The sequence below is a fragment of the Pseudomonas sp. BN606 genome, assembly GCF_029873115.1.
Classification (GTDB): domain Bacteria; phylum Pseudomonadota; class Gammaproteobacteria; order Pseudomonadales; family Pseudomonadaceae; genus Metapseudomonas.
In genome coordinates this window covers 157,896-180,057 of sequence record NZ_SSOF01000070.1, presented here as the reverse complement: position 1 = coordinate 180,057, position 22,162 = coordinate 157,896, and the positions used below count along the sequence as shown (strand labels likewise).

At 63.9% G+C, this 22,162-nt stretch carries 20 protein-coding genes; 9 read left to right on the top strand and 11 right to left on the bottom strand.

Features of this window, described 5'->3' with window-relative positions; all coding sequences use genetic code 11:
* The 3 genes from pqqE to E8E75_RS13350 form a co-directional block, all read left to right on the top strand.
* On the top strand, window positions 1–939 hold a 939-nt coding region (pqqE, locus tag E8E75_RS13360; protein WP_280359139.1), incomplete at its 5' end, for a pyrroloquinoline quinone biosynthesis protein PqqE.
* 4 nt (window positions 940–943) lie between these two features.
* On the top strand, window positions 944–3,385 hold the full coding sequence (gene pqqF / locus E8E75_RS13355; protein ID WP_280359138.1) for a pyrroloquinoline quinone biosynthesis protein PqqF: 2,442 nt from the start codon (window positions 944–946) through the stop codon (window positions 3,383–3,385).
* 94 nt (window positions 3,386–3,479) lie between these two features.
* Window positions 3,480–3,971 carry a GNAT family N-acetyltransferase gene (locus E8E75_RS13350; protein ID WP_153920776.1) on the top strand — a complete coding sequence of 164 codons (492 nt, stop codon included), beginning with the start codon at window positions 3,480–3,482 and terminating at the stop codon, window positions 3,969–3,971.
* 28 nt (window positions 3,972–3,999) lie between these two features.
* Here E8E75_RS13350 and E8E75_RS13345 read toward each other — a convergent pair whose 3' ends face one another.
* The gene (locus E8E75_RS13345; RefSeq protein WP_280359136.1) at window positions 4,000–4,392 is read right to left on the bottom strand and encodes a GFA family protein; all 393 of its coding nucleotides are present in this window, start codon (window positions 4,390–4,392) and stop codon (window positions 4,000–4,002) included.
* A 69-nt stretch (window positions 4,393–4,461) separates the two neighbouring features.
* Window positions 4,462–4,728, bottom strand: a complete 267-nt coding sequence (locus tag E8E75_RS13340; protein WP_120650589.1) for a hypothetical protein — start codon at window positions 4,726–4,728, stop codon at window positions 4,462–4,464.
* Window positions 4,729–4,930: 202 nt separating this feature from the next.
* On the opposite strand from E8E75_RS13340, the gene E8E75_RS13335 reads away from it, so the two are divergent.
* Complete coding sequence (locus E8E75_RS13335; protein ID WP_120650587.1) at window positions 4,931–5,176, top strand: hypothetical protein; 246 nt, start codon at window positions 4,931–4,933, stop codon at window positions 5,174–5,176.
* 51 nt (window positions 5,177–5,227) lie between these two features.
* Window positions 5,228–5,563, top strand: a complete 336-nt coding sequence (locus E8E75_RS13330) for a hypothetical protein (protein ID WP_120650586.1) — start codon at window positions 5,228–5,230, stop codon at window positions 5,561–5,563.
* Window positions 5,564–5,732: 169 nt separating this feature from the next.
* Here the strand turns inward: E8E75_RS13330 and E8E75_RS13325 are convergent, their stop codons facing one another.
* The 4 genes from E8E75_RS13325 to E8E75_RS13310 form a co-directional block, all read right to left on the bottom strand.
* On the bottom strand, window positions 5,733–6,599 hold the full coding sequence (locus E8E75_RS13325) for an oxaloacetate decarboxylase (protein ID WP_280359134.1): 867 nt from the start codon (window positions 6,597–6,599) through the stop codon (window positions 5,733–5,735).
* A 250-nt stretch (window positions 6,600–6,849) separates the two neighbouring features.
* Window positions 6,850–7,458, bottom strand: coding sequence for a L(+)-tartrate dehydratase subunit beta (gene ttdB / locus E8E75_RS13320; RefSeq protein ID WP_120650582.1), 609 nt, complete (start codon window positions 7,456–7,458; stop codon window positions 6,850–6,852).
* Complete coding sequence (ttdA, locus tag E8E75_RS13315; RefSeq protein WP_120650580.1) at window positions 7,455–8,354, bottom strand: L(+)-tartrate dehydratase subunit alpha; 900 nt, start codon at window positions 8,352–8,354, stop codon at window positions 7,455–7,457. The genes ttdB and ttdA overlap by 4 nt, the downstream gene beginning before the upstream one ends.
* Window positions 8,355–8,417: 63 nt before the next feature.
* Window positions 8,418–9,758 (bottom strand): dicarboxylate/amino acid:cation symporter, encoded by a 1,341-nt coding sequence (locus E8E75_RS13310; RefSeq protein WP_120650579.1) that lies wholly within the window; start codon window positions 9,756–9,758, stop codon window positions 8,418–8,420.
* A 178-nt stretch (window positions 9,759–9,936) separates the two neighbouring features.
* Between E8E75_RS13310 and E8E75_RS13305 the strand changes: the two genes are divergently transcribed.
* Window positions 9,937–10,863: a LysR family transcriptional regulator gene (locus tag E8E75_RS13305; protein ID WP_120650577.1), complete on the top strand. Its 927-nt coding sequence runs from the start codon at window positions 9,937–9,939 to the stop codon at window positions 10,861–10,863.
* A gap of 205 nt (window positions 10,864–11,068) precedes the next feature.
* On the opposite strand, the gene E8E75_RS13300 is transcribed toward E8E75_RS13305, so the two are convergent.
* From E8E75_RS13300 to E8E75_RS13280, 5 genes are all read right to left on the bottom strand, one after another.
* The gene (locus E8E75_RS13300; RefSeq protein WP_218584179.1) at window positions 11,069–12,697 is read right to left on the bottom strand and encodes a BCCT family transporter; all 1,629 of its coding nucleotides are present in this window, start codon (window positions 12,695–12,697) and stop codon (window positions 11,069–11,071) included.
* A 206-nt stretch (window positions 12,698–12,903) separates the two neighbouring features.
* On the bottom strand, window positions 12,904–14,193 hold the full coding sequence (locus E8E75_RS13295) for an FAD-dependent monooxygenase (RefSeq protein ID WP_280359129.1): 1,290 nt from the start codon (window positions 14,191–14,193) through the stop codon (window positions 12,904–12,906).
* A complete protein-coding gene (locus tag E8E75_RS13290; RefSeq protein ID WP_120650571.1) occupies window positions 14,186–14,860 on the bottom strand; it encodes a peptidase S8 and S53 subtilisin kexin sedolisin in 675 nt (224 codons plus the stop codon). Before E8E75_RS13290 ends, E8E75_RS13295 begins: the two co-directional genes overlap by 8 nt.
* Complete coding sequence (locus E8E75_RS13285) at window positions 14,850–16,583, bottom strand: ABC transporter ATP-binding protein (RefSeq protein WP_280359127.1); 1,734 nt, start codon at window positions 16,581–16,583, stop codon at window positions 14,850–14,852. The genes E8E75_RS13290 and E8E75_RS13285 overlap by 11 nt, the downstream gene beginning before the upstream one ends.
* Before the next feature lie 127 nt (window positions 16,584–16,710).
* Window positions 16,711–18,618, bottom strand: coding sequence for a sigma-54-dependent Fis family transcriptional regulator (locus E8E75_RS13280; RefSeq protein ID WP_120650567.1), 1,908 nt, complete (start codon window positions 18,616–18,618; stop codon window positions 16,711–16,713).
* 217 nt (window positions 18,619–18,835) lie between these two features.
* Between E8E75_RS13280 and E8E75_RS13275 the strand changes: the two genes are divergently transcribed.
* The 3 genes from E8E75_RS13275 to E8E75_RS13265 all read left to right on the top strand — a co-directional run bounded on the left by E8E75_RS13275 (window position 18,836) and on the right by E8E75_RS13265 (window position 22,143).
* The gene (locus E8E75_RS13275; protein WP_028630063.1) at window positions 18,836–19,234 is read left to right on the top strand and encodes a MerR family DNA-binding transcriptional regulator; all 399 of its coding nucleotides are present in this window, start codon (window positions 18,836–18,838) and stop codon (window positions 19,232–19,234) included.
* A 42-nt stretch (window positions 19,235–19,276) separates the two neighbouring features.
* Entirely contained in the window at window positions 19,277–20,440 is a 1,164-nt protein-coding gene (locus E8E75_RS13270) for an isovaleryl-CoA dehydrogenase (RefSeq protein WP_153920692.1), read from the top strand.
* Between the two features lie 95 nt (window positions 20,441–20,535).
* Window positions 20,536–22,143: a carboxyl transferase domain-containing protein gene (locus E8E75_RS13265; RefSeq protein WP_153920695.1), complete on the top strand. Its 1,608-nt coding sequence runs from the start codon at window positions 20,536–20,538 to the stop codon at window positions 22,141–22,143.
* Window positions 22,144–22,162 lie beyond the last annotated feature (19 nt).

Below are 22,162 nucleotides of genomic sequence, written 5' to 3'. Positions count from 1 at the left end.
GGCGAGCCGCTGGTGCGCCAGGACCTGGAAGAGTTGATCCACGCCGCGCGGGAGCTGGGCTACTACACCAACCTGATCACCTCCGGCATCGGCCTCACTGAGGCGCGCATTGCCGCCTTCAAGGACGCCGGGCTGGACCATATCCAGGTCAGCTTCCAGGCCGCCGACGAGGAGGTGAACAACCTCTTGGCCGGCTCGCGCAAGGCCTTTACGCAGAAGCTGGCGATGGCCCGCGCGGTGAAGGCGCAGGGCTACCCGATGGTGCTGAACTTCGTCACCCACCGGCACAACATCGACAGCATCGAGCGGATCATCGAACTGTGCCTGGAGCTGGAGGCGGACTTCGTCGAACTCGCCACCTGCCAGTTCTACGGCTGGGCCGAGCTGAACCGCGCCGGGTTGCTGCCGACCCGCGCCCAGCTGGAACGGGCCGAGCGCATCACCAACGAATACCGGGACAAGCTCGCCGCCGAGAAGCATCCGTGCAAGCTGATCTTCGTCACCCCGGACTACTACGAGGAACGCCCCAAGGCCTGCATGAACGGCTGGGGCAGCCTGTTCCTCGACATCACCCCGGATGGCACCGCGCTGCCGTGCCACAGCGCCCGCCAGTTGCCGGTGCAGTTCCCGAATGTGCGCGAGCACTCGCTGCGGCATATCTGGTACGAGTCCTTCGGTTTCAACCGTTTCCGTGGCTACGACTGGATGCCCGAGCCGTGCCGCTCCTGCGACGAGAAGGAAAAGGACTTCGGCGGTTGCCGCTGCCAGGCCTTCCTGCTCACCGGCGACGCCAGCAACGCCGACCCGGTCTGCGCCAAGTCGGCACACCACGGCCAGATACTGGCGGCCCGGGAAGAAGCGGAGCATGCCGCCAAGCCGCCGGAACAACTGACCTATCGCAACGAGAAGAATGCCCGGCTCATCGCGACGAGCCGCTGAGATCATGAACAGCCGACTCGCCGCCCCCGGACCCAGCCCCTTGCGCACCCGCCTGGACAATGGCCTGGAACTGGTCCTGCTCCATCAGCCTGGCCTAGGCAGGGCCGCTGCGGCCCTGCGGATACATGCGGGCAGCCATGATGCTCCCCAGGCCTTTCCCGGCCTGGCGCACTTCCTCGAACACCTGGTCTTCCTCGGCAGTGCCAGCTTCCCCTTGGGACAGGGCCTGATTCCATTCGTCCTGGCCCAGGGCGGCGACGTCAACGCGACCACCCGCGAACGTCATACCGACTTTTTCTTCGAGCTGCCGCGCAGCGCCTTCGACGGCGGCTTGGCGCGCCTATGCGACATGATCGCCGCGCCATCGTTAGCGCTGCAGAGCCAGGAAAGGGAGCGCGAGGTGCTGCATGCCGAGTTCCTCGCCTGGACACACGCCGACGGGCGTAGCGCCCTGCCACTGGCGGCCAGTCTGCCGCGGAACCATCCTTGCGCCCGCTTCCATGCCGGCAATCGCTACAGCCTGCCGATTCGCCAGCCGGCCTTCCAGGCAGCACTGCACGAACACCACCGCCAGTTCTATCGAACCGGCCAGAAGACCCTGGTGCTGGCGGGCCCGCAGCCGCTCCATGAACTGCACTGGCTGGCGCAGCGCCATGCAGCACAGCTCGGCAGCGCCCCGCTGCTGAGACGAGCGTCTCCGCCCGCCCTCTTCCCCCTTCGGAACGGCCTTGCGCCCGCGCCCTCCGATTCCGAGCTGAGCCTGGCCTTCGTCCTCGACAGCCTGCCGCGAGACGCCGAACTGACCCTCGACTTCATCGCCTTCTGGCTGGCCCACGAGGGGCCTGGCAGCTGGTTCGGCCATCTCCGCGACGCAGGGATCGCAGAGCGGCTGAACATCAAGCTGTCCAAGGTCGGAGAACGGCAGGCCATCCTGCAACTCGACCTGCAACTGGCGTGCCCGCCATCTGCCGATCAGCCGGATGCCATCGCCCTGCTGTTCAGCTGGCTGGAGTTCTTTGCCGGCGTGCAGGACAAGGACGCCTTGCATGACGAGTACGCTCGCGTGCAACTGCGCCAGCTGGAAACCATGCGGCCATTGGCACTGGCCCGACACTGGTTGTGCAACGACCGGCAATGGCCCGGATCAGGCCGAAAAATGCTTGCCGCCCTCCCCGCCGTGCTGGCCCAACTGCAGCCTGCGCAGCTGGTGCATCTGCGCGGCGGCCATCCACGCGCGGCCAGCTCGCCCGCGCCCCAACATTGGCAACTCCCGCCCACAAACCGCTTCCTGGGCGAGGAGCGATGGCCTGACGTTGCACCCGACCAACCACCTCACCCTGGGGGTCTGCAACTTGCCCCCGAACCACCCAGCCCCAGTGGCCAGGGCGCCCTCTTCCTGCGTTGGCGCGCAGCCTCGGCCAGACCCACGCAGCACCGTTTGTTTGCCATGTTGCGCACGAAGCTGGCCGCTATGATTGATGAAGCGCGGCAAGCCGGTCTGGAAATCCGCCTGACCCATCTGCAAACGGATTGGGAGATTGCATTCATTGGAATCGCTCGCGTGATTCCATCAGCACTGCAGGCGGTACTCGAACAACTCGAGGTCATGCCGACGCCGCCGTCCGTATCGTCCCGCGCGAGGCAATCCAGCGGCATCCTCATCCAGCAAATGTTCTACCGCCTGGATCAGGGCGCAGAGGCGGATTGCGAGCCATTTTCCGCTGAAGCGCTGGAGTCCGCCTGGGATGACTTCTGGCGATCGGCCAACTGGGATGGCCTCGCATTCGGGCTGGATGCCCGGACCCAGGCTCAGGTAGTCGCTCAGACCCGTGCGCTACCCGGCCGGGCATTCGGTCCCCTGCCTTCGAATGGACGAAACCCCGCCGAACTGCCCTGGACTCGATTCGAAACGGCCGACCCGCAACACGCACTCCTGCTGTTCTGTGCCCAACCCGGTGAGGACACGCTCACCGAGGCCATCTGGCGTGCACTTGCGCAGCTGATCGAGCCCGCCTTCTTTCAGCGCATGCGCACCGAGCTGCAACTGGGCTATGGCGTCCTGTCAGGCTATCGACGCGTCGGTGGACGGCCCGGCATCCTCTTCGGGCTCCAGTCGCCTTCTACCCCACCAGAGGAGTTGCGCCGATTCATCGAGCAATTTCTCGCAGACTTTCCAGGGTTCTTGTCAAAGCTGAAGCCACTGACGCTGCGAAATGGCATTGCCCAACTCGGTACGCAATTCGACGATCCTCGCCAGGCCGCCGAACAGCAATGGCAAGCCTGCAAAAGCGGCCAGGCGCTCGGCCTGCAACATCTGCGCGATGCCATGTCGCTGTTGAGCACAACCGATCTGCTGCACGGGCTGGAGGATCTGCGGCAAGCCAGGAACGAGTGGATCTGCATGGCAAGCAGCAAGCCGGTTGAGGGCGTCCCTTCGCGCGGCTGAATCGAATTTCTGTATGGCGAATTTCGTTTGGATCTGCACCTATCACGCACCTTGTCACCGCCTTAGCATCGACCACTCCGAACGGTTCCAGGCGATGAAAGAGATGCTCGATGACATCGACTTTTCAGGTTTTAAGGTGCGTCGGCTGGAGCCGGATGACCTTCCGATGATCTGCCGGCATCGCGAAACCATGTTCCTCGAGGCAGGCGGAGTTCCTTCGGAGTTGCGGGTGATGACCGAGCACTTCCGCCCCTGGTTACATCAGCGCCTGGTCGATGGCCGTTACTATGGTTTTGCATTGATGGACGGTGGACAGCCCGTGGCGGCGATAGGCCTCATGAGCATCGACTGGCCACCCCACCCGGCCCATCCGAACCTGGACCAGCGCGGCTATGTGCTGAATGTGTTCGTCGAACCTGCCTATCGGCGCCGCGGCCTGGCTTCGTCCCTGATGAAGTTGGCGGAAGCGGAGTTCGCCCAGCGCGGATTGAGCTTCGCCGTGCTGCACGCGACCGATGCAGGCAAGCCGGTCTATGAAGAGCTGGGCTGGGCCGCCACCACTGAAATGGCCAAGGCCATCGGCTGACTCGTCTGCTCGAACGCAACGTTCCTGCCTACTCCTCAAGGCGCCCCGTCGAATCACGATCATGCTCGTAGCGCCTTGCGAGCGGGAACGGCGGCAACCAGGACTCGCGACGCACAACCCAGCTTTCGTAGGTCGGCATCAGTTGGTCTGGAGCATCCAGGGCGCCGAGGTTCACTTCGATTTCGTCTGCGGTACGGGCGAAAACGGACGAGCCGCAGCGGGGACAGAAAAATCGACCAGCGTAGTCTTGAGTTTCGCCCTCGATCGTCACGGCATACTGAGGAAACACCGCGCAGGCGTTGAAAAGAGCCCCGTGATGCTTGCGGCAGTCGAGGCAGTGACAAAGGCCAACCCGGTACGGGCGCCCCGACGCCACGATTCGGACGTTGCCGCAGAGGCAGCCGCCGGTGAATCGGTCCATGCTGCGTCTCCTCTGAAATCAGGCGGAGGTCGTCACGAGCCGATGAGGGCCTGCTCGCCGGGCTTCACGTTACCCCGTCCTTACAGGGTCCTGGGCAGGCAGATTGCCGACAATTGCCTGAATCTCGAACAGGAGCTGCTCGACCGTCCTATCAAGCGCGCCCGGTCCACGGAGGTCGGCCAGCTGTACGCCCGTTATGCGTATCGACTCGTGCGACTTGATTCGCCGCAGGCGGATCTCGATGACCTGGCCCAGGCCGAACTCGCACAGGACCTCGAAGCCGGGAAGGACTGAATCCACTTGATCTTGAAGTCGTTGTTGAAGCAGGCGCTTCATGGTGCCTCCGGTGTTATCCAGCGGCCTGACAAAACGGATACTTAGACAACGTAGTAATGGACAGCCGTTCCCGTAAATTTCGGACCGTTCGTCTGCCTGAGTACCAGGGCACGCCATTCATCGATACCTCATCCCGGATTCTGGTTGCTGGTTCATATTTGACATCCGCAATATCTGAGTTGCACCCCAGCAGGAGGCCGCCATGAACCGACGAGACTTCCCCGGGCATGCTGCCTGGACCGAAACCCGCCTCAACGGTGATCACGTCCCGGCATTCATCGCCATCAAGCTGCATCACCCCGATATCGAACCCCAACTCCACCAGGTATATTACCGCACTCACTTCAAGCGCAGATCCGATGGGGCACTGGCTGCCCAGGATGCGCTCAGCAAGCTGCTGCACATCGATGAATATGGGTGCCCGGTGTTCAGTTCACCCGACTGCTGACCTGCCCTCTCGGCGATCGCTGATCACCTTCCGGGTCGAGGAGAACCCACGATGAACATCACCAGCGAAAATCGGGGCATTGAAGTGCTTTTCGAAGAATTGATGCCGGGATTTCACTGCATCGTGACACGGCAGGAGGATGGGGCGATCAACCTCCAGTTCGAGAGCCTCGCCAGCCACAAGATGATAGTGCTGCCGGCCGTAGACCCAACGCTCTGGGATACGCCCGAAAAGCTGCGCAACTTGTGCGAACAGATCGCGGAGGAATTTGCGATTTTTTGCGAAGAGTCATTGCCAGCCAATGCCGTTAGGCCACCGAGTCAGTTCACAGAAGCCGTGCGGGAGAAGCTGTACGCGGTTCTGAATTCGTTACGAGGACACGCATGAGGAGGTATCGCCGTGAATGCAGCCGCTGCATCCGTGGCCCTGCGCGGCGGGGTTGGACGTGAGAAACCATCAACCATGGTCCGCATGGGTTTCGTACCTCAACCCATCCTGCGGATCTGAGCCGAGATTGCCTGTGGAGGCGATGTTAATCGCCAGTCAGGCTGCAGCATCATTCCTTGACGTTCATGCACTCCCGCGCCCAGGCGATGTAGTCGTCGGGGCAGGTGTACCGGGTTACCAATTCCGAGGCATTGAGGCCGTTGCCGATTGGGATGCCACGCTGTTCGCGCAGGCTGTCGTAGGTGGCTTTGACCGCTGCGAAGTAGGCACCGTGACCGTCCACCACGATGCGCACACCCAGCTCGGCCAGTCGGCTGTCGTCGCGCAGTTCCGGGTTGCCGTAGGTGACCAGCATCAGCGGCACGCGCAGGTCTTCGGCGATGGCCTCGAGATGAGCGAAGTCCTTCACACCGACCAGGCAAATGCCATCGGCGCCGGCGCCCTGGTAAGCGCGGGTGCGGTGGATGACGTCGGCCAACGGCTGCACGCCGGCGTGAGTGCGGGCGATGATCGCCAGCGCGCGGTCGTCGCGGACTTCCTGGGCTGCGCGCAGCTTGCCGATTCCCTCTTCGACGCTGATCAGGTCATAGGACTTGCGGCCGAATTGTGCCGGCAACAGGGTGTCTTCGAGGGTCAGCGCGGCGACGCCGGCGCGCTCCAGTTCAATCACCGTACGCATCGCGTTGAGCGCGTTGCCATAGCCGTGGTCGGCGTCGGCGATAACTGGCAGGCGGGCCACCCTGCCGATGCGAGTGGCCTGCTCGGCGAACTCACTGAGGGTGATCAGGGCGATGTCCGGTGCGGCGAGCACCTGCAGGGATGCGACCGAACCGCCAAGGATGCCGACCTCGAAACCGAGGTCCGCGGCGATGCGTGCCGACAAGGGATCGAACACCGATGCGGTGTGGTAACAGGCTGGACTGGCAAGCAGGGCACGGAAGGCGTTGCGCAGCTCATGGTGACAGGCTTTCTGCATGGTCTTATCCCTTGAGTCGTTGTCTGGTCTTTGCCGTTCATGATTGCAAGACCTGTACCCGACGCTCGTGGTGCGTCTATTTCGGGAACCTGGTGGGAATTCCCGGCGATGGAGTGGGGAAAGAACGCCACTACCCGAACAGAAGATGGCGGAAACCCGCCAGGAGGCATGTCCGGGAGACGGGAGCAAGGAGCACGTCTTGCACCGCAAGGGGGCGATCACGGCTTCCCTGCCGTGATCGCTGGCCAGGTCACTTGATGAAGCGCACCTGGCTGTTGATCTTCTCGATGACAGCGCCCTTGCGCTCGTTGAAGCGCGCCTTGTTCTGCTCGAACAGGTTGTTGCCCTTGGTATCGATGGAGATGATCAGCGGGCCGAACTCGCGAACCCGGTTCACCCAGAGGGTTTCCGGCATGCCCAGGTCCTGCCACTCCGCGCGTTCGATCTCCTCCACCTTGGTCGCGGCAAGAACCGCGCAACCGCCGGGGAATACCGCATGCACAGCCTTGTTCTCCAGGCAGCCGGCGGTGGTTTCCGGGCCCATGCCGCCCTTGCCGATGATCAGCTTGACGCCGGTTTCCTCGATGAACTGACGTTCGAACTTCTCCATGCGCATGCTGGTGGTCGGTCCGATGGACACCATTTCGAAACTGCCGTCGTCCTTCTTGCGGACGATGGGACCGGCGTGGAAGATCGCCCCGCCGCGCAAGTCGACCGGCAGTTCGCGCTTGAGCTCGATCAGTCGGCGGTGCGCCACGTCGCGGCAGGTCACCAGTTGGCCGGTCAGGTAGACCACGTCGCCGACGTTGAGGGCCGCGAGGTCTTCATCCTTGATCGGGGTCGAGAGGACTTTTTTCACAGTACTACTCCTTCGTGGGAGAGGATGTCGTAGGACAGGTCGGCATTGATGCGGATCTTGCCGCGACGGTGCGCCCAGCAACCGGTGGAGACGGCCACGCCAATGGTCGACGGGTGACGCGCCGAGGATTCGATGTTGACGCCCATTACGCTGCTGTTGCCGGTCAACCCCTGCGGACCAATGCCGATCTCGTTGAGGCCCTCCTCGAGGAGCCTTTCCATCATCGCGGCGTTCGCGTTCGGGTGGGAGGAGTCCACCGGACGCAGGATGGCCCGCTTGGACAGGCGCGCCGCGGTTTCCACCGAAGTGGACACGCCGACGCCGACCAGTAGCGGCGGGCAGGCGTTCACGCCGCGCGAGGTGATCACGTCGAAGACGAACTCGGTCACCCCTTCGTAGCCCTGTCCGGGCATCAGCACCTTGGCCGAACCCGGCAAGGTGCAGCCGCCGCCGGCCATGTAGACGTCGATCAGCGCATAGTCGGCGTCGGGGATGATTTCCCAGTCCAGCCACGGGATCTTCGAACCGGTGTTGGTGCCGGTGTTCTTCTCGTCGAAGGTCTCCACGGCGTTGTGCCGCAGCGGTCCCTTCTTGGTGGCTTCCAGGGTCGCGTTCTGCAGGATGTTTTCGAGTTCACCCAACAGCGGGAACCGGGCGCCGGCGGCAATGAAGTACTGGATGACACCAGTATCCTGGCAGCTCGGGCGGTCGAGCTTGTCCGCGTAGTCCTGGTTCTCGGCCATCGAATCGTAGATCTCGATGGCCAGGGAATTGGTCTCCGCGGCGCGCAATTTTGCGGTCTTTTCCTTGACGTCCTTCGGCAGGCGCTTGCCGATATAGGCGGTGAACTTTGCCATCACGTCGGTAAGCGATTGAACGGCTGATTCGTTATCCATCTTCTTATTCCTCACTGCATCACAAGGCGGGTCTTTGGGTGTTCTGTTGGCGGGTCCGCTGAGTCAGGCGCCGCTGGCGGTCGTGGCCGGCTTTACGGCGTGGCTCGGCAGCGATGATTGCTGCGCCTGGCTCTGTTCCGGCAGTTCGCTGCCGCTCAGCACCTGATCCATTCGGGATTTGTCGAGGGCACCGACCCACTTGGCGATGGCCATGGTTCCAACCGCATTTCCGATGGTGTTGGTGATGGCGCGCGCCTCGGACATGAAGCGGTCGACACCGAGCAGCAGCACCATGCCGGCGACCGGGATGTTGTCCATCGAGGCCAGGGTGGCGGCCAGGGTGATGAAGCCGGAGCCAGTGACGCCCGCCGAGCCTTTCGAGGTGAGCAGCAGCACGCCGAGCACGATCAACTGGTCGGTCAGGGTCAACGGTGTGTTGGTGGCCTGGGCAATGAAGATGGCCGCCATGGTGTAGTAGATGCACTGGCCGTCGGGGTTGAAGGTCAGCCCGGAGGGAATCACCAGCCCCACCACCGGCTTGGAGACGCCGACGCTCTCCAACTTGTTCATCAGTTGTGGCACGACCGATTCCGAGGAACTGGTGCCCAGCACGGTGAACAGTTCTTCCTTGAGGTACTTGAGGAACTTCCAGAGGCTGAAGCCGGACAAGCGGGCGATGAAGCCGAGGACGAAGACCACGAACAGGAAGCAGGTCAGGTACATGGTCGCCATCAGCTTGCCGAGCGAAACGATCGAGCCAAGACCATACTTGCCGACGGTGAAGGCCATCGCGCCGCAGGCAGCCAGCGGTGCAACGCGCATGACCATGCCGACGATGTAGAACATGCCGTGGGAGAAGGCTTCCAGTACATCCACCACTGGCTTGCCGCGCGGTCCCAGGTGAGCCAGGGCGATGCCGAACAGGGTCGAGAACAGCAGGATCTGCAGGATTTCGTTCTTGGCGAATGCGTCGGTGACGCTGGCGGGAATGATGTGCAGCAGGAAGTCGGTGAAGCTGCCGGAGCTACTCGCCGCGGTGGCTGTGTAGGTAGAGATGCTCTTGATGTCGAGGGTGGCCGGGTCGACGTTCATGCCCTGGCCGGGCTGCACGAAGTTGACTACCACCAGGCCCAGCACCAGGGCGAAGGTCGAGAGGACTTCGAAGTAGATCAGCGAGCGCATGCCGACCCGGCCGAGCTCCTTCATGTTCTCCATCTTGGCGATGCCGAGCACCACCGTGGCGAAGATGATTGGCGCGAAGACCATCTTGATCAGCTTGATGAAGGCATCGCCGATAGGCTTCAGATCGGCACCGAACTGGGGCCAGATCGCACCGAGCAAGATGCCGATGGTCACGCCGATCAGAACCTGGACATAGAGCTTTCCTAGGTATCGCTTGGCCATGGTTTTCTCCGAATTATTGTTGTGAGTCGGATGTAGTTGGCGCCCGGGCGGCCGCATCAGGCTGTGGCTGGCAAATGACCCAGATTTCATGTGGGTAATTCACGAAAGCAAAGTTAATGGTTTTCCTGAAGTCGCGTAATACAATGAAAGTTATTTCATTGTTTCCTTCAGGTTAATTATGAATCAGGTATCGGAGCTGGCCTTCTTCACCCAACTGGTCAGGGCGGGCAGCCTTGCAGCCACTGCGCGGGAGCTCAATCTGACGCCGCCGGCGGTTTCCAAGCGGCTTGCGCAACTCGAGCAGCGCCTTGGCGTGCGCCTGCTCAATCGCACCACGCGCAGCATCAGCCTCACCGCCGAGGGCGAGCTCTATCTGATCAACGCGCAACGGATCCTTGGCGAGATCGAGGAAATGGAGAGTCAGGTGTCGAGCAGCCGGGCCGAGCCCAAGGGGCTGCTGCGCGTCAATGCGCCGCTGGGCTTCGGCCGCACCCATGTCGGCCCGGCGATCTCTTCGTTCGTCAGGCGCTATCCGGAAGTCGAGGTACAGCTGCACCTGACCGACCGGCCGATCAACCTGCCGGACGATGCCATCGACGTCGCCATCCGCTTCGGTGAGTTGCCCGACTCCCGGCTGATCGCCCGCAAGATCGCCGCGAACCGCCGCAGGTTGTGTGCTGCACCGGCCTACCTCGAGGCCTTCGGTCGTCCCGAAACACCCAAGGACCTGGTGCAGCACAACTGCATCGTGCTACGTCAGAACGATGCGGCCTTCGGCATCTGGCGCCTGAGCTTGGGCAAGCAGACGGAGTCGATAAAGGTACGCGGCGGCCTCAGCACCAACGATGGCGAGGTGGCGCTGAACTGGGCGCTGGATGGTCACGGCATTCTCATGCGCGCCGAGTGGAACCTCGCCAGTCACCTGCGCGCCGGCCGCCTGGTGGAAGTGTTGGGGGACTATGAAACACCGCCTGCAGACATCTACGCGGTCTATCTCGAACGCCTCAACCTGTCGGCAAAGGTGTCCTTCTTCGTCGAGCACCTGCGCGACTTCTTCCGGCGCAACGCGGACGGGCCCGGCGATAGCCTTGCAGCGTGGCAGTGAGCATCCGGTGGCTGGCGATGGAGGTCAGAGGGTTGTTGCCGAGGGGCAACTGCCTTGCCCTTGGCGAATGAGTTCACCCCTACAGGGGAGACCTGTCCAGTCCGGGCTGAGATCAAATTCCCTCACCCCAGCCCTCTCCCCGAGGGAGAGGGGGGTTGGCCGCGCGCGTGGGGGTGAAACTTGCGCGGCGCTTGGGGCTTCATCTTCAATCCAAAGCGGCTGGCGCTCGGTCGCGGAGCGCGGCAAGCGGGTCATGCGCCACGCCGACCTGCCGCTCGCTCAGCAGTGCCTTCCACAGCGACACGCACAAGCCCACCATCACCGCCAGGAATGGCGCGGCGAAAATGATGGCGGCGGTCTGCAACGCTACCAGGCCGCCCATCACCAGCAGCACCGAGGCCGCCGCACTGGCCAGCGTGCCCCATAGCACCACCAGCCAGCCTGGCGGCTGCAGGCTGCCGCGGGCACACAGCATGCCCATGACAATGGAACCCGCGTCGGCTCCCGAGATGAAGAACACGCCGACCAGCACAATGGCCGCAAACGAAGTCAGCGTGGCAGCGGGATACTGGGACAGCAACGTGAAGAGCGCCACTGCCGGTCCCTGGTCATTCACCGCTGCGGCAATGCCACCCGCGCCTGCCAGCTCCGAGTAGAGGGCCGCGCCGCCCATGATCGCGAACCAGACCATGGTGACGCCGCTGGGAATGAAGATGACGCCGATGACGAACTCGCGAATGGTGCGGCCTCGCGAAATTCGCGCAATGAAGGTACCGACGAAGGGAGCCCAGGAGATCCACCAGGCCCAGTAGAAGATGGTCCAGCCAGCGAGCCACTTGCCATCGCTGAAAGCCGCGGTACGGAACGACATCGGCACCAGTTCGCGGAGGTATTCGCCTATCGATGCGACCAGGGTGTTCATGATGAATACGCTGGGGCCAACCGCCGCCAGGAACAGCAACAACAACACCGCGACCACCATGTTGACGTTGCTCAGGAACTGCACCCCCTTGCCCACGCCGGACACTGCGGAAAGGATGAAGAGCACCGTCATCACCGCAATGATCGCCAATGCAATGCTGTTCGATTCGCCGGTGTGCCAGAGGTAGTTCAGGCCGCTGTTGATCTGCTGCGCGCCCAGGCCGAGCGAGGTGGCAGTGCCGAAAAGAGTGGCCAGAACCGCCAGCACGTCGATCGACTTGCCCAATGGCCCGCGCACACCTGCCTCGCCGATCAAAGGCGTAAAGGCGCTGGAGATCAGGTTCGGCAGTCCCTTGCGGAACGAGAAGTAAGCCATCACCAGGCCGACGATGGCGTAGATCGCCCAGGGATGGAACGCCCAATGGAAGTAGGCGTAACCCATTGCGACCTTGGCCGCTTCCCTGGAGTGCGGCTGCGCCAGGTCGTTGGGCAGCGTCGAAAAGTGTGTGATCGGCTCGGCCACGCCCCAGAACATGAGGCCGATCCCCATGCCGACGCTGAACATCATCGCGATCCACGACGACGTGCTGAACTCGGGCTGTTCGTCGTCCTTGCCCAGTCTGATTCGGCCGAAGCGGCTGAAAGCCAGGAACAGCGCGAAACCCAGGAAGAACGCCGTGGAGAGGACGAAGCTCCAGCCGAACCAGTCGATGATGGTGTTCAGCAGCGCCTGCGACGCCGTCGCCATGGCCGTGGGCGCGAGCGCCCCCCAGGTGACCAACGAGGCTGAAATCGCCGCAGCCCCCCAGAAAACGACCTTGTCGACGGGTGATCCAGGTGTCTTGTGCATGGGCCTCCTCAAGCTTTGAATGCCTTTCTTCTTGTAAGGTTTTGAACCTGCCGTGGCGGGCAATGATCACTGCCCCGCGATGGTCGCGCGACAGGTGAAAGGCGACTTGCGCGAGGACGATGCCCGCCGATCCAAATGCGACAGCGCTAATGCCTGATAGGTCTTTTTGCGTAGAACCGTGAAAGCAAAATAATGGCGTTTGCAGGCTGGCTGGGGATCAGGTGGACGGAAAGAGTGCCATCCATCGTACAGGCTGTACTGCCGGGACTTCAGGGCCGATAGCCCTGCGCCAGCAACCAGCCTTGCACCATCCGCCGTTGGGATTCGGGCAAGGTGGCCAGTGCGCGATCCAGGTCCCCTCGCCGGAGGGCATTGATGATGGGCGCGAGTTCGACACCTTGCAGGTACCAGATGCCCAGGGGCTGGTCGGCGGTGACCACTACTTCGGCTTCGTCGATCAGATCGCCGTGGATCACCGGGGCGCGCGCTACCCTCACCTGACTGAAATCGGCTGCTGCATGCATGGGTTCGGCATCCGGCCAGATGCGGCGGTCGCGCCAGAAGGGCTGGTCGGGCCAGCGCTGTTCCAGGGCGTAGAAGTCCCGACCGGTGCGGGCGAAACGCAGGAAGAGGTGTTCCACCCGGCGCTGGTGGAACCGCCGGGCAAGGTCGGTGCGCTCCGGGCGTTGCAGCATGGTATTGATCACCGCCGGCGCCTGCAGGGCGGAAGACAGAGACTGGAAGATGCCGTTGCCGGAGAGCGGGTCCACTGCCATGGCGGCGTCCCCAACCCTCAGCCAGTTCGCGCCGCTGGCTTCATGAAAGAGAATGGCGGTGCTGCTGCGGGCGTGCAGGCTGGCGGGGTGCAACGCACTTTCGCCAAACAGCTCGCGCACCAGTGCCGATTCGGCACGACGCTGAGCGCAGTAATCGGGTAGTTGGTCCTTGGGCGGCAGGTCACGGGCGTCCAGGGTGATCTGCCAGTAGCAGCGCCCATCCTCCAGGCGCGCCATCCAGGCCCAGCCATCGCGCAGGCTTTCCACCGCCGAACCCGGGCGACCGGGTGATTCCTGCCACTGGTTCAGCAGGCTCAGGGTTTCCGGCCCGCGCAGACGCCCCCCGGCCAGGGGCGCCTGGCGACCACGGGCTTCAACGAGGAAGTCGGCGCGCAGTGGTACGCCCGCTTCGATCTGGATCAGGTGACCGTCATCGGTGCTTTCCACTTTCAACACGCGAGCTTCCAGTACTTCGATACCGGCCTCGCGCAGGTCTTCGCGGATGGCCGCATCGAAGCGAGGGCGATCCAGCAGGGATTCCTGGTTGATGGATTGGCCGTCGCCATTCCACAGCACCCGACGGGGCGAAGGGGCCGCAGCACAGGCGAGTGCCTGTTGCAGGCCAGCCTGACGCAGGCCGTCCAGCACGCGCTGGGAGACGCCTTCAACTGCTGCAAAGCGCCGCCATTCACTGATCACACGCACGCCATAGCCGAGTCGCTTCAACCCCAATGCGACCGCTGCGCCGGCAGGGCCCGCGCCGAGCACGACGATTTCAGACATGACCACGACGCTCCGGCCCTTCGTAGGTGGCGCCTTCGCGCAGCCACTCCAGTAGCGACTCACGACTGGCGCCAGGACGGGCTTGCAGGTAGCCGGCGATGACTCCGCTCAGTGCCGCGCAGCCGACACTGGAGCCGGCCAAGCCGTTGGCCGCCGCCACATGAGCACCGAAGTCGGCCTGGGGGCTGTTCAGCCAGGACCATTGCCCCGGCGCGCAGCGGGCGTCACCGGTCACGCGGATCACGCCCGGATAAGCGGCCGGGTACACCGGATCGCCCTGGGCGGGGCTTGAGGCGCAGAGCAGGATGCCGGCGGCATGGGCGAGCACACAGGCTTCGCGCAGCACCGGGCGGTCGTTGCGCAGACCAAGGCTCATGTTCACCAGCGCGACGTCCTGGTCGATCAGCCAATGCAAGGCGGCGGCAATCTGCAAGGGGCTGGTCTGCCAGCGCTCAGCGAAGACCTGGGCGACACAGAGGCGGACCGGGCCGCACTGGCTCGTCAGGGTGTCCAGCACCACGCTGCCGTGGCCAAGGGCGTCGGGCTGGGTGTCGCCTTCCTTCAATTCCCCGCCTTCCAGCCAGAAACGGCGCGACTGAGCGACGAGCCCGCCCTGTTCCAGCGCAAAGCCGCTGTCGATGATGCCGATGGCGAGTTCAATGGCCATGAGTCACCTGCTCGGGTTCCAGGCCGTGCAGTTGGCCGTGCTCCATACGAAAGGCGATATCGGCCTGAGCCAGGGTGGAAGGCCGGTGGCTGATGAGGATGCGCGTGCGTCCGGCAAAGAGCTGGTCGATGGCGGCGATCACCTCACGCTCGGTGGCTTCGTCCACCGCCGAGGTCGCTTCGTCCAGCACCAGGATCAGCGGGTCCTGCAGCAACGCGCGGGCGATGGCGATGCGCTGTTTCTGGCCGCCGGAGAGCTGCTGGCCGCGCTCGCCCAGCGGACTGTCCAGGCCCAATGGCAGGGACTCGATCAGGCTATCGAGGCGAGCCAGCCGCGCCACCTGTTCCAGGGCTTCGCGGCTGGCGTCCGGGGCACTGTAGGAAAGGTTCTCGGCCAGCGTGCCACGAAACAGGACGATGTCCTGGCTGACGACGGCAATGCGCCGGCGCAGGGCGAAGAGGTCAAGCTCGCGCAAGTCGGCGCCATCCAGCAGGACGCGCCCCTGGTCCGGGTCGTAGAAGCGTTGCAGCAGGTCGATGAGGGTCGACTTGCCGACGCCGGAAGCGCCGCTCACGGCCACCTTGAGCCCCGCGGGGATCACCGCGTCCAAGCCGTTCAGCACGTTACCTGCACGCTGTTCATGGGCGAAGTGCACGCCCTCCAGGCGCAGCTCCCCCCTACCCTCCGGCATGGGTTTCGGTGCTTTGGGCTGGCGTACCGGCACAGGTTCCTGTTGCAGTTCCATCACCCGACCAAGGCTGACGGTCATGCGCTGCAGGGCGACATACAGCCCCAGCAAGCTCTGCACCGGCCCGACGGCCATGCCGAGATAGGTGGAAAAGGCGATCAGCGCGCCCAGTTGCCAGGTGCCCTGGATCACCCAGTAGCCGCCTATAAGGAATGCGCAGGCGCGGGACAGCGAGGTGAGCGTGCCGGGCACGGCGTGAGTGAAGAACTCAGTGACCTGCACCCGCAGCAACTGGCTCATATAGCCCTGGCCCAGACCTTCCAGACGACCGGATTCGCGCTTTTGCTGGCCCGCGGCCTGGATGAACTTCATCGCCGGCAGGGTTTCCACCAGGAAGGAGGACACGTCTGCCGAGCGCTCGCGCAGGCTGCGCACTTCCCGTTCCACCTTGCGCCGCATCCAGCGCAGCCAGAGCACTTCGATGGGGATCAACAGCGCCAGCAGCAACGACAGCTGCCAGGACAGCAGCAACATGAGCGCCACTGCGCCGATCAGGCCAATGACGCTGGAGACGGCGGAGAACAGTGAATCCACGGCGAAACGCTGGATCTCCGCTACATCGCCATCCAGTCGGGAAAGGATGTCGCCGATGCGCTTGCGCCCATAGAAGGCGGGCGAAAGCTGCTGGAGGTGGCGATAAAGGTCATCTCGCAGGGCAAAAAGGATGCGTCCGGAAAGCCGCGTGTGCAGGTAGCGGTTGATGCCGGACAGCACCGTGCCGAGGATGCCGACGGCGATCATCGCCACGGCCACCTGCACCAGCATGCCGAAGTCCTTGGCCAACAAGCCGTCGTCGATCAGGGTCTTGGTCAGCCAGGGCTGGGCCAGCACCAGCAGGGATGCGGCCAGGGACAGGCCCAGCAACACCAGGATGGCGCGCAATTGCGGGCGCACGAAGCCATAGAGCCAGGCCAGGGCACGGCGCAACAGGTCAGGGTCGCTGGTTTCCACCAGTTTGAGGAAGAGGCGGGTCATGGAATGCCGGAATGTCGGTTGGCTGTAGTGGGAGCGAATTCATTCGCGATTCGGGTGACAGGTTCGCGGCTGATGCCATGGACCGCTGCGCGGTCCTTCGCGAATGAATTCGCTCCTACAGGAAATGTCATCCGCGCAGCTGCTTCAACTTGCGATACAGGGTCGCGCGGCTGATGCCGAGAGAATCGGCGGCGGCCGAGACATTGCCCTGGTGGCGGTCCAGCGCGCCACGGATCAGCTCCAGCTCGTTCTCGCGGATGCTGCCGGGCTGGCGGCAACTGGCGGTCAGTTCGTCCAGCAGGCTGTCGGTGAGGTGGTCGAGGCCGAGGACCTTCTCGCCCTCCTCGCGCATGGCCAGGGCCGAGCGCAGGACCATTTCCAGCTGGCGAATATTGCCTGGCCAGTCGTAACCGGCGAGCAGCTCGGTGAGGTCCTTGTCGAGGCTGACGTTGGTGGCGCCGAACTTGTGCAGCACGCCGCTGATCATTCCCGCCAGGTCGTCGCGCTCGCGCAGGGCCGGCAGGCGCAGGCTGACGCCGTTGATGCGGTAGTAGAGGTCTTCGCGGAAGTGTTTTTCCTGCACCAGGCGCTTGAGGTCGCGGTGGGTCGCGCAGATCACCGCGACGTCGATGTCCTGCTCTTCGCCGGCACCGAGCGGCGCCACCTTGCGCTCTTGCAGCACACGCAGAAGGCGCGCCTGCAGGCTCAGCGGCATGTCGCCGATCTCATCGAGGAACAGGGTGCCGCCATGGGCCTGCATCAGTCGGCCGACCATGCCGCCACGGCGCGAACCGGTGAAGGCGCCTTCACGGTAGCCAAAGAGCTCGGATTCGATCAGCCCCTCGGGGATGGCGGCGCAGTTCACCGCCACGAAGGGTTTGTCGGCGCGCGGGCCAGACTGGTGCAGCGCGCGGGCGACCACTTCCTTGCCGGTGCCGGTTTCACCCAGTAGCAGCACCGGCAGCTCGTTGGCCAGCCCCTGGCGGGCCATACGCAGGGCACGGGCGAAGCGGCTGTCGCGGCCAGCCAGTTCTTCGAGTATCTGGGCCTTCTGCGCGGACGGCGCCTTGGCTGTGGGTGCAGGACCACTCAGGTTGGTGTGGCGAGGCACCTGCAAGGCACGGAAGAAGAACTCGCCCTTGGCGGTCTGCACGCTGCTCACGCCACCCTGCAGCAGGCGCGCGATGAACTGCGGCGAGCGCTCGCCGATGAGGTCACTGGAACGACGCCCCACCAGGGATTCACGGCGTACTTGCAAGAGGTCGCAGGCACGTTCGTTGGCAGCCAGCACTTCGCCGTCGAGGCTCAGCGCCAACAGGCCGTGCCAGGCGCTGCCGAGGTACTGCGGACGGTTGTGGAAGGCCAGCACCAGATGGTCGGGGTAGCAGAGGCCGAACATCCGGCTCTCGATGTTGCCCGCCGCCAGCATCAGGGTGGAGAGGTTGTCCTGGGGCTGCGCCATGACACCTTCACGGGTCAGGTCGAGCACACCCACCACACGCCCCTGGGGATCGCGCAGGGGTACCGAGGTACAGGAAAACGGGCTGAGTCGATCGAGGTAATGCTCGCCGCAGTTGATCAGCGTCGGGCGCCCTTCGACCACCGCGGTGCCGATGGCGTTGGTGCCGCGCAAGGATTCGCTCCAGCAGCTGCCGGGCTTGAGGTCACGCAGGCCGAAAGTCTTGAGGAATTCGGTCTGGCCCTCGATGGCCAGGACGTTGGCCTGGGCGTCGCCGAGGATGATCAGCCCACCCTTGCCCTGTTGGCTGACCAGGTATTCCAGCTCCGGGGTGGCGGCGTCGATCAGCAGGCGGTTGCTGTCCAGCAGCAATTGCAGGTCGTGGCCCTGTTCCAGGCCCACCTGATCGCCTTCCAGACAATTGAGGCCATGGCCCAGGCTGCGCCGCCAGGAGGCGTCGATTTCGTCACGCAGCACGCCTTGGGGCAGTTCACCCTCGCTGGCCAGTTTCAGTCGAGCCTGCCGCGACTCGTGCAGTGGATCGGCAGCGGTTTTTATTCGAATGTCTTGCGCCATCTCTCGCTCCAGCGTGCGCCCCGGCATGGTCCGGCGGTCAGTCGCACGCCTTGAATGTCTACACCCCCGGCCCGCGTCCGTAAAGAGCGGCGCCACTCCCCTGCAAGGAGCAAGTATCAAGCCATTCCGGCGGTCGTCTGCCATTGCGGTGCGCAGTTGACAGTCAGGTTGGCACAGGTTTACGTTAACGTAAAGGTAAACACCACGAGCCCTGACAATGCCCACCACTTACAGCATCTCCGACCTGGCCCGCGAACTGGACGTCACCACCCGCGCCATCCGCTTCTATGAGGAGCAAGGCATGCTCAGCCCCGAGCGCCGAGGCCAGGAACGCATCTACAGCCCGAAGGACCTGGTGGCGCTGAAGCTCATCCTGCGCGGCAAGCGCATCGGTTTCTCCCTTGCCGAATGCAAGGAGCTGATCGACCTCTACGACCCCAGCAGCGGCAACCGCAAGCAGCTGCAAACCTTCATGGACAAGATCGCCGCGCGCCGCGCGCAACTTGAACAGCAACTGCTGGATATCCAGCAGATGCAGCTGGAACTGGATACGGCCGAGGAACGCTGCCTGGCGGCCATGGCTGAAACCGAACGCAAACAGGGCGTCAACGCCTGACCCCTCCCCCACTCACCGACAATGACAAGCACAGGTGTAACGATGAGCTATCCCACTCTCAACTTCGGTCTCGGCGAGACCATCGACATGCTGCGCGACTCCGTCTATCAGTTCGCTCAAGCCGAGTTGGCCCCGCGTGCCGCTCAGATCGACCGCGATAACGAGTTCCCCATGGACATGTGGCGCAAGTTCGGCGACATGGGCCTGCTGGGCATGACCGTGGAAGAGGAGTACGGCGGCACCAACATGGGCTACCTGGCTCACGTTGTAGCCATGGAAGAGATCAGCCGCGCGTCCGCCTCGGTCGGCCTGTCCTACGGTGCCCACTCCAACCTCTGCCTCAACCAGATCCGCAAGAACGGCACTCACGAGCAGAAACTCAAGTATCTGCCCAAGCTGTGCTCCGGCGAACACGTCGGCGCGCTGGCCATGAGCGAACCCAACGCCGGCTCGGACGTAGTGTCGATGAAGCTGCGCGCCGAAAAGAAAGGCGACCGCTATGTGCTCAACGGCAACAAGATGTGGATCACCAACGGCCCGGACGCCAGCACCTACGTGATCTACGCCAAGACCGACGTCAACGCTGGTTCTCGCGGTATGACCGCTTTCATCGTCGAGCGCGACTTCAAGGGCTTCTCCCGCCACCAGAAGCTGGACAAGCTGGGCATGCGCGGCTCCAACACCTGTGAGCTGGTGTTCGAAGACGTTGAGGTGCCGGAGGAAAACATCCTCGGCGCGGAAGGCCGTGGCGTGGCAGTGCTGATGAGCGGCCTGGACTACGAGCGTACCGTGCTCTCGGGCGGCCCGACCGGGATCATGACCGCCTGCATGGATGTGGTGCTGCCCTACGTGCACGAGCGCCAACAGTTCAAGCAGTCCATCGGCGAGTTCCAGCTGGTGCAGGGCAAGCTGGCCGACATGTACGCCGGCATGAACGCCTCCAAGTCCTACCTGTACAACGTGGCCAAGGCCTGCGACCGCGGCGAGGAATCGCGCAAGGACGCAGCCGCGGTGATCCTCTACACCGCAGAGATGGCCACCAAGATGGCCCTGGACACCATCCAGCTGCTCGGTGGCAATGGCTATACCAACGAGTACCCGGCTGGCCGCCTGCTGCGCGACGCCAAGCTCTACGAGATCGGCGCCGGCACCAGCGAAATCCGCCGCATGCTGATCGGCCGCGAGCTGTTCAACGAAACCCGCTGATCGCCACACCGCACTCCTGTAGGAGAACAAGGCTTCGCCAGCAAGCTGGCTCCTACAGGAAAGCGCCGGCACAGACACTCGACGGAGCGCGCCAGATGGCCATCCTGCACACCCAGATCAATACCCGTTCCCCGGAGTTCGCCCGCAACAGCGCGGCGATGCTCGAACAGGTCGGTGCCCTGCACACCCTGCTCGGCCGCATCCATGAAGGCGGCGGCGCCAAGGCCCAGGAACGCCATACCTCGCGCGGCAAACTGCTGCCCCGCGAGCGCATCAACCGCCTGCTGGACGCGGGCTCGCCCTTCCTGGAGATCGGCCAGCTGGCCGCCCATGAGGTCTATGGCGAAGACGTACCCGCCGCAGGCGTCGTGGCCGGCATCGGCCGCGTGGAAGGCGTGGAATGCATGATCGTGGCCAACGACGCCACGGTAAAAGGCGGCTCCTACTACCCGCTGACCGTGAAGAAACACCTGCGCGCCCAGACCATCGCCCAGCAGAACCGCCTGCCGTGCATCTACCTCGTGGACTCCGGCGGCGCCAACCTGCCGCGCCAGGAAGACGTGTTCCCCGACCGCGAACACTTCGGCCGCATCTTCTTCAACCAGGCCAACATGAGCGCCATGGGCATTCCGCAGATCGCGGTGGTCATGGGCTCCTGCACCGCCGGCGGCGCCTACGTGCCGGCGATGTCCGACGAAACCATCATGGTGCGCAACCAGGCCACCATCTTCCTGGCTGGTCCGCCGCTGGTGAAGGCCGCCACCGGTGAAGTGGTGACCGCCGAGGAACTGGGCGGCGCCGACGTGCACTGCAAAGTGTCCGGCGTGGCCGACCACTACGCCGAGAGCGACGAGCACGCCCTGGCGCTCGCCCGTCGCAGCATCGCCAACCTCAACTGGCGCAAGGCCGGCGAAGTGAACCTGCGCGCCCCGCTCGCCCCGCGTTACGCCAGTGACGAGCTGTACGGCGTGATCCCGGCTGACGCCAAGCAACCCTTCGACGTACGAGAAGTCATCGCCCGCCTCGTGGACGATTCCGAGTTCGATGAGTTCAAGGCGCTGTTCGGCACCACCCTGGTCTGCGGCTTCGCTCACCTGCACGGCTACCCCATCGCCATCCTCGCCAACAACGGCATTCTCTTCGCCGAGGCCGCGCAGAAAGGCGCGCACTTCATCGAGCTGGCCTGCCAGCGTGGCATCCCGCTGCTGTTCCTGCAGAACATCACCGGCTTCATGGTGGGCAAGAAGTACGAAGAAGGCGGCATCGCCAAGCACGGTGCCAAGCTGGTGACGGCAGTGGCCTGCGCCAAGGTGCCGAAGTTCACCGTGATCATCGGCGGCAGCTTCGGCGCCGGTAACTACGGCATGTGCGGCCGCGCCTATGACCCGCGCTTCCTGTGGATGTGGCCCAACGCGCGCATCGGCGTGATGGGCGCCGAGCAGGCCGCCGGTGTGCTCACCCAGGTCAAGCGCGAACAGAGCGAACGTGCCGGCCACAGCCTGAGCGCCGAGGACGAAGCGCGCATCAAGCAGCCGATCCTCGAGCAGTACGAGCGCCAGGCGCATTCGTACTACTCCAGCGCGCGGCTGTGGGACGACGGTGTGATCGATCCGGCGCAGACCCGCGACGTGCTCGGCCTGGCCCTCTCCGCCAGCCTCAACGCCCCGATCGAGCGGACCACCTTCGGCGTGTTCCGCATGTAACTCCTGCTTGCGAGCGGTG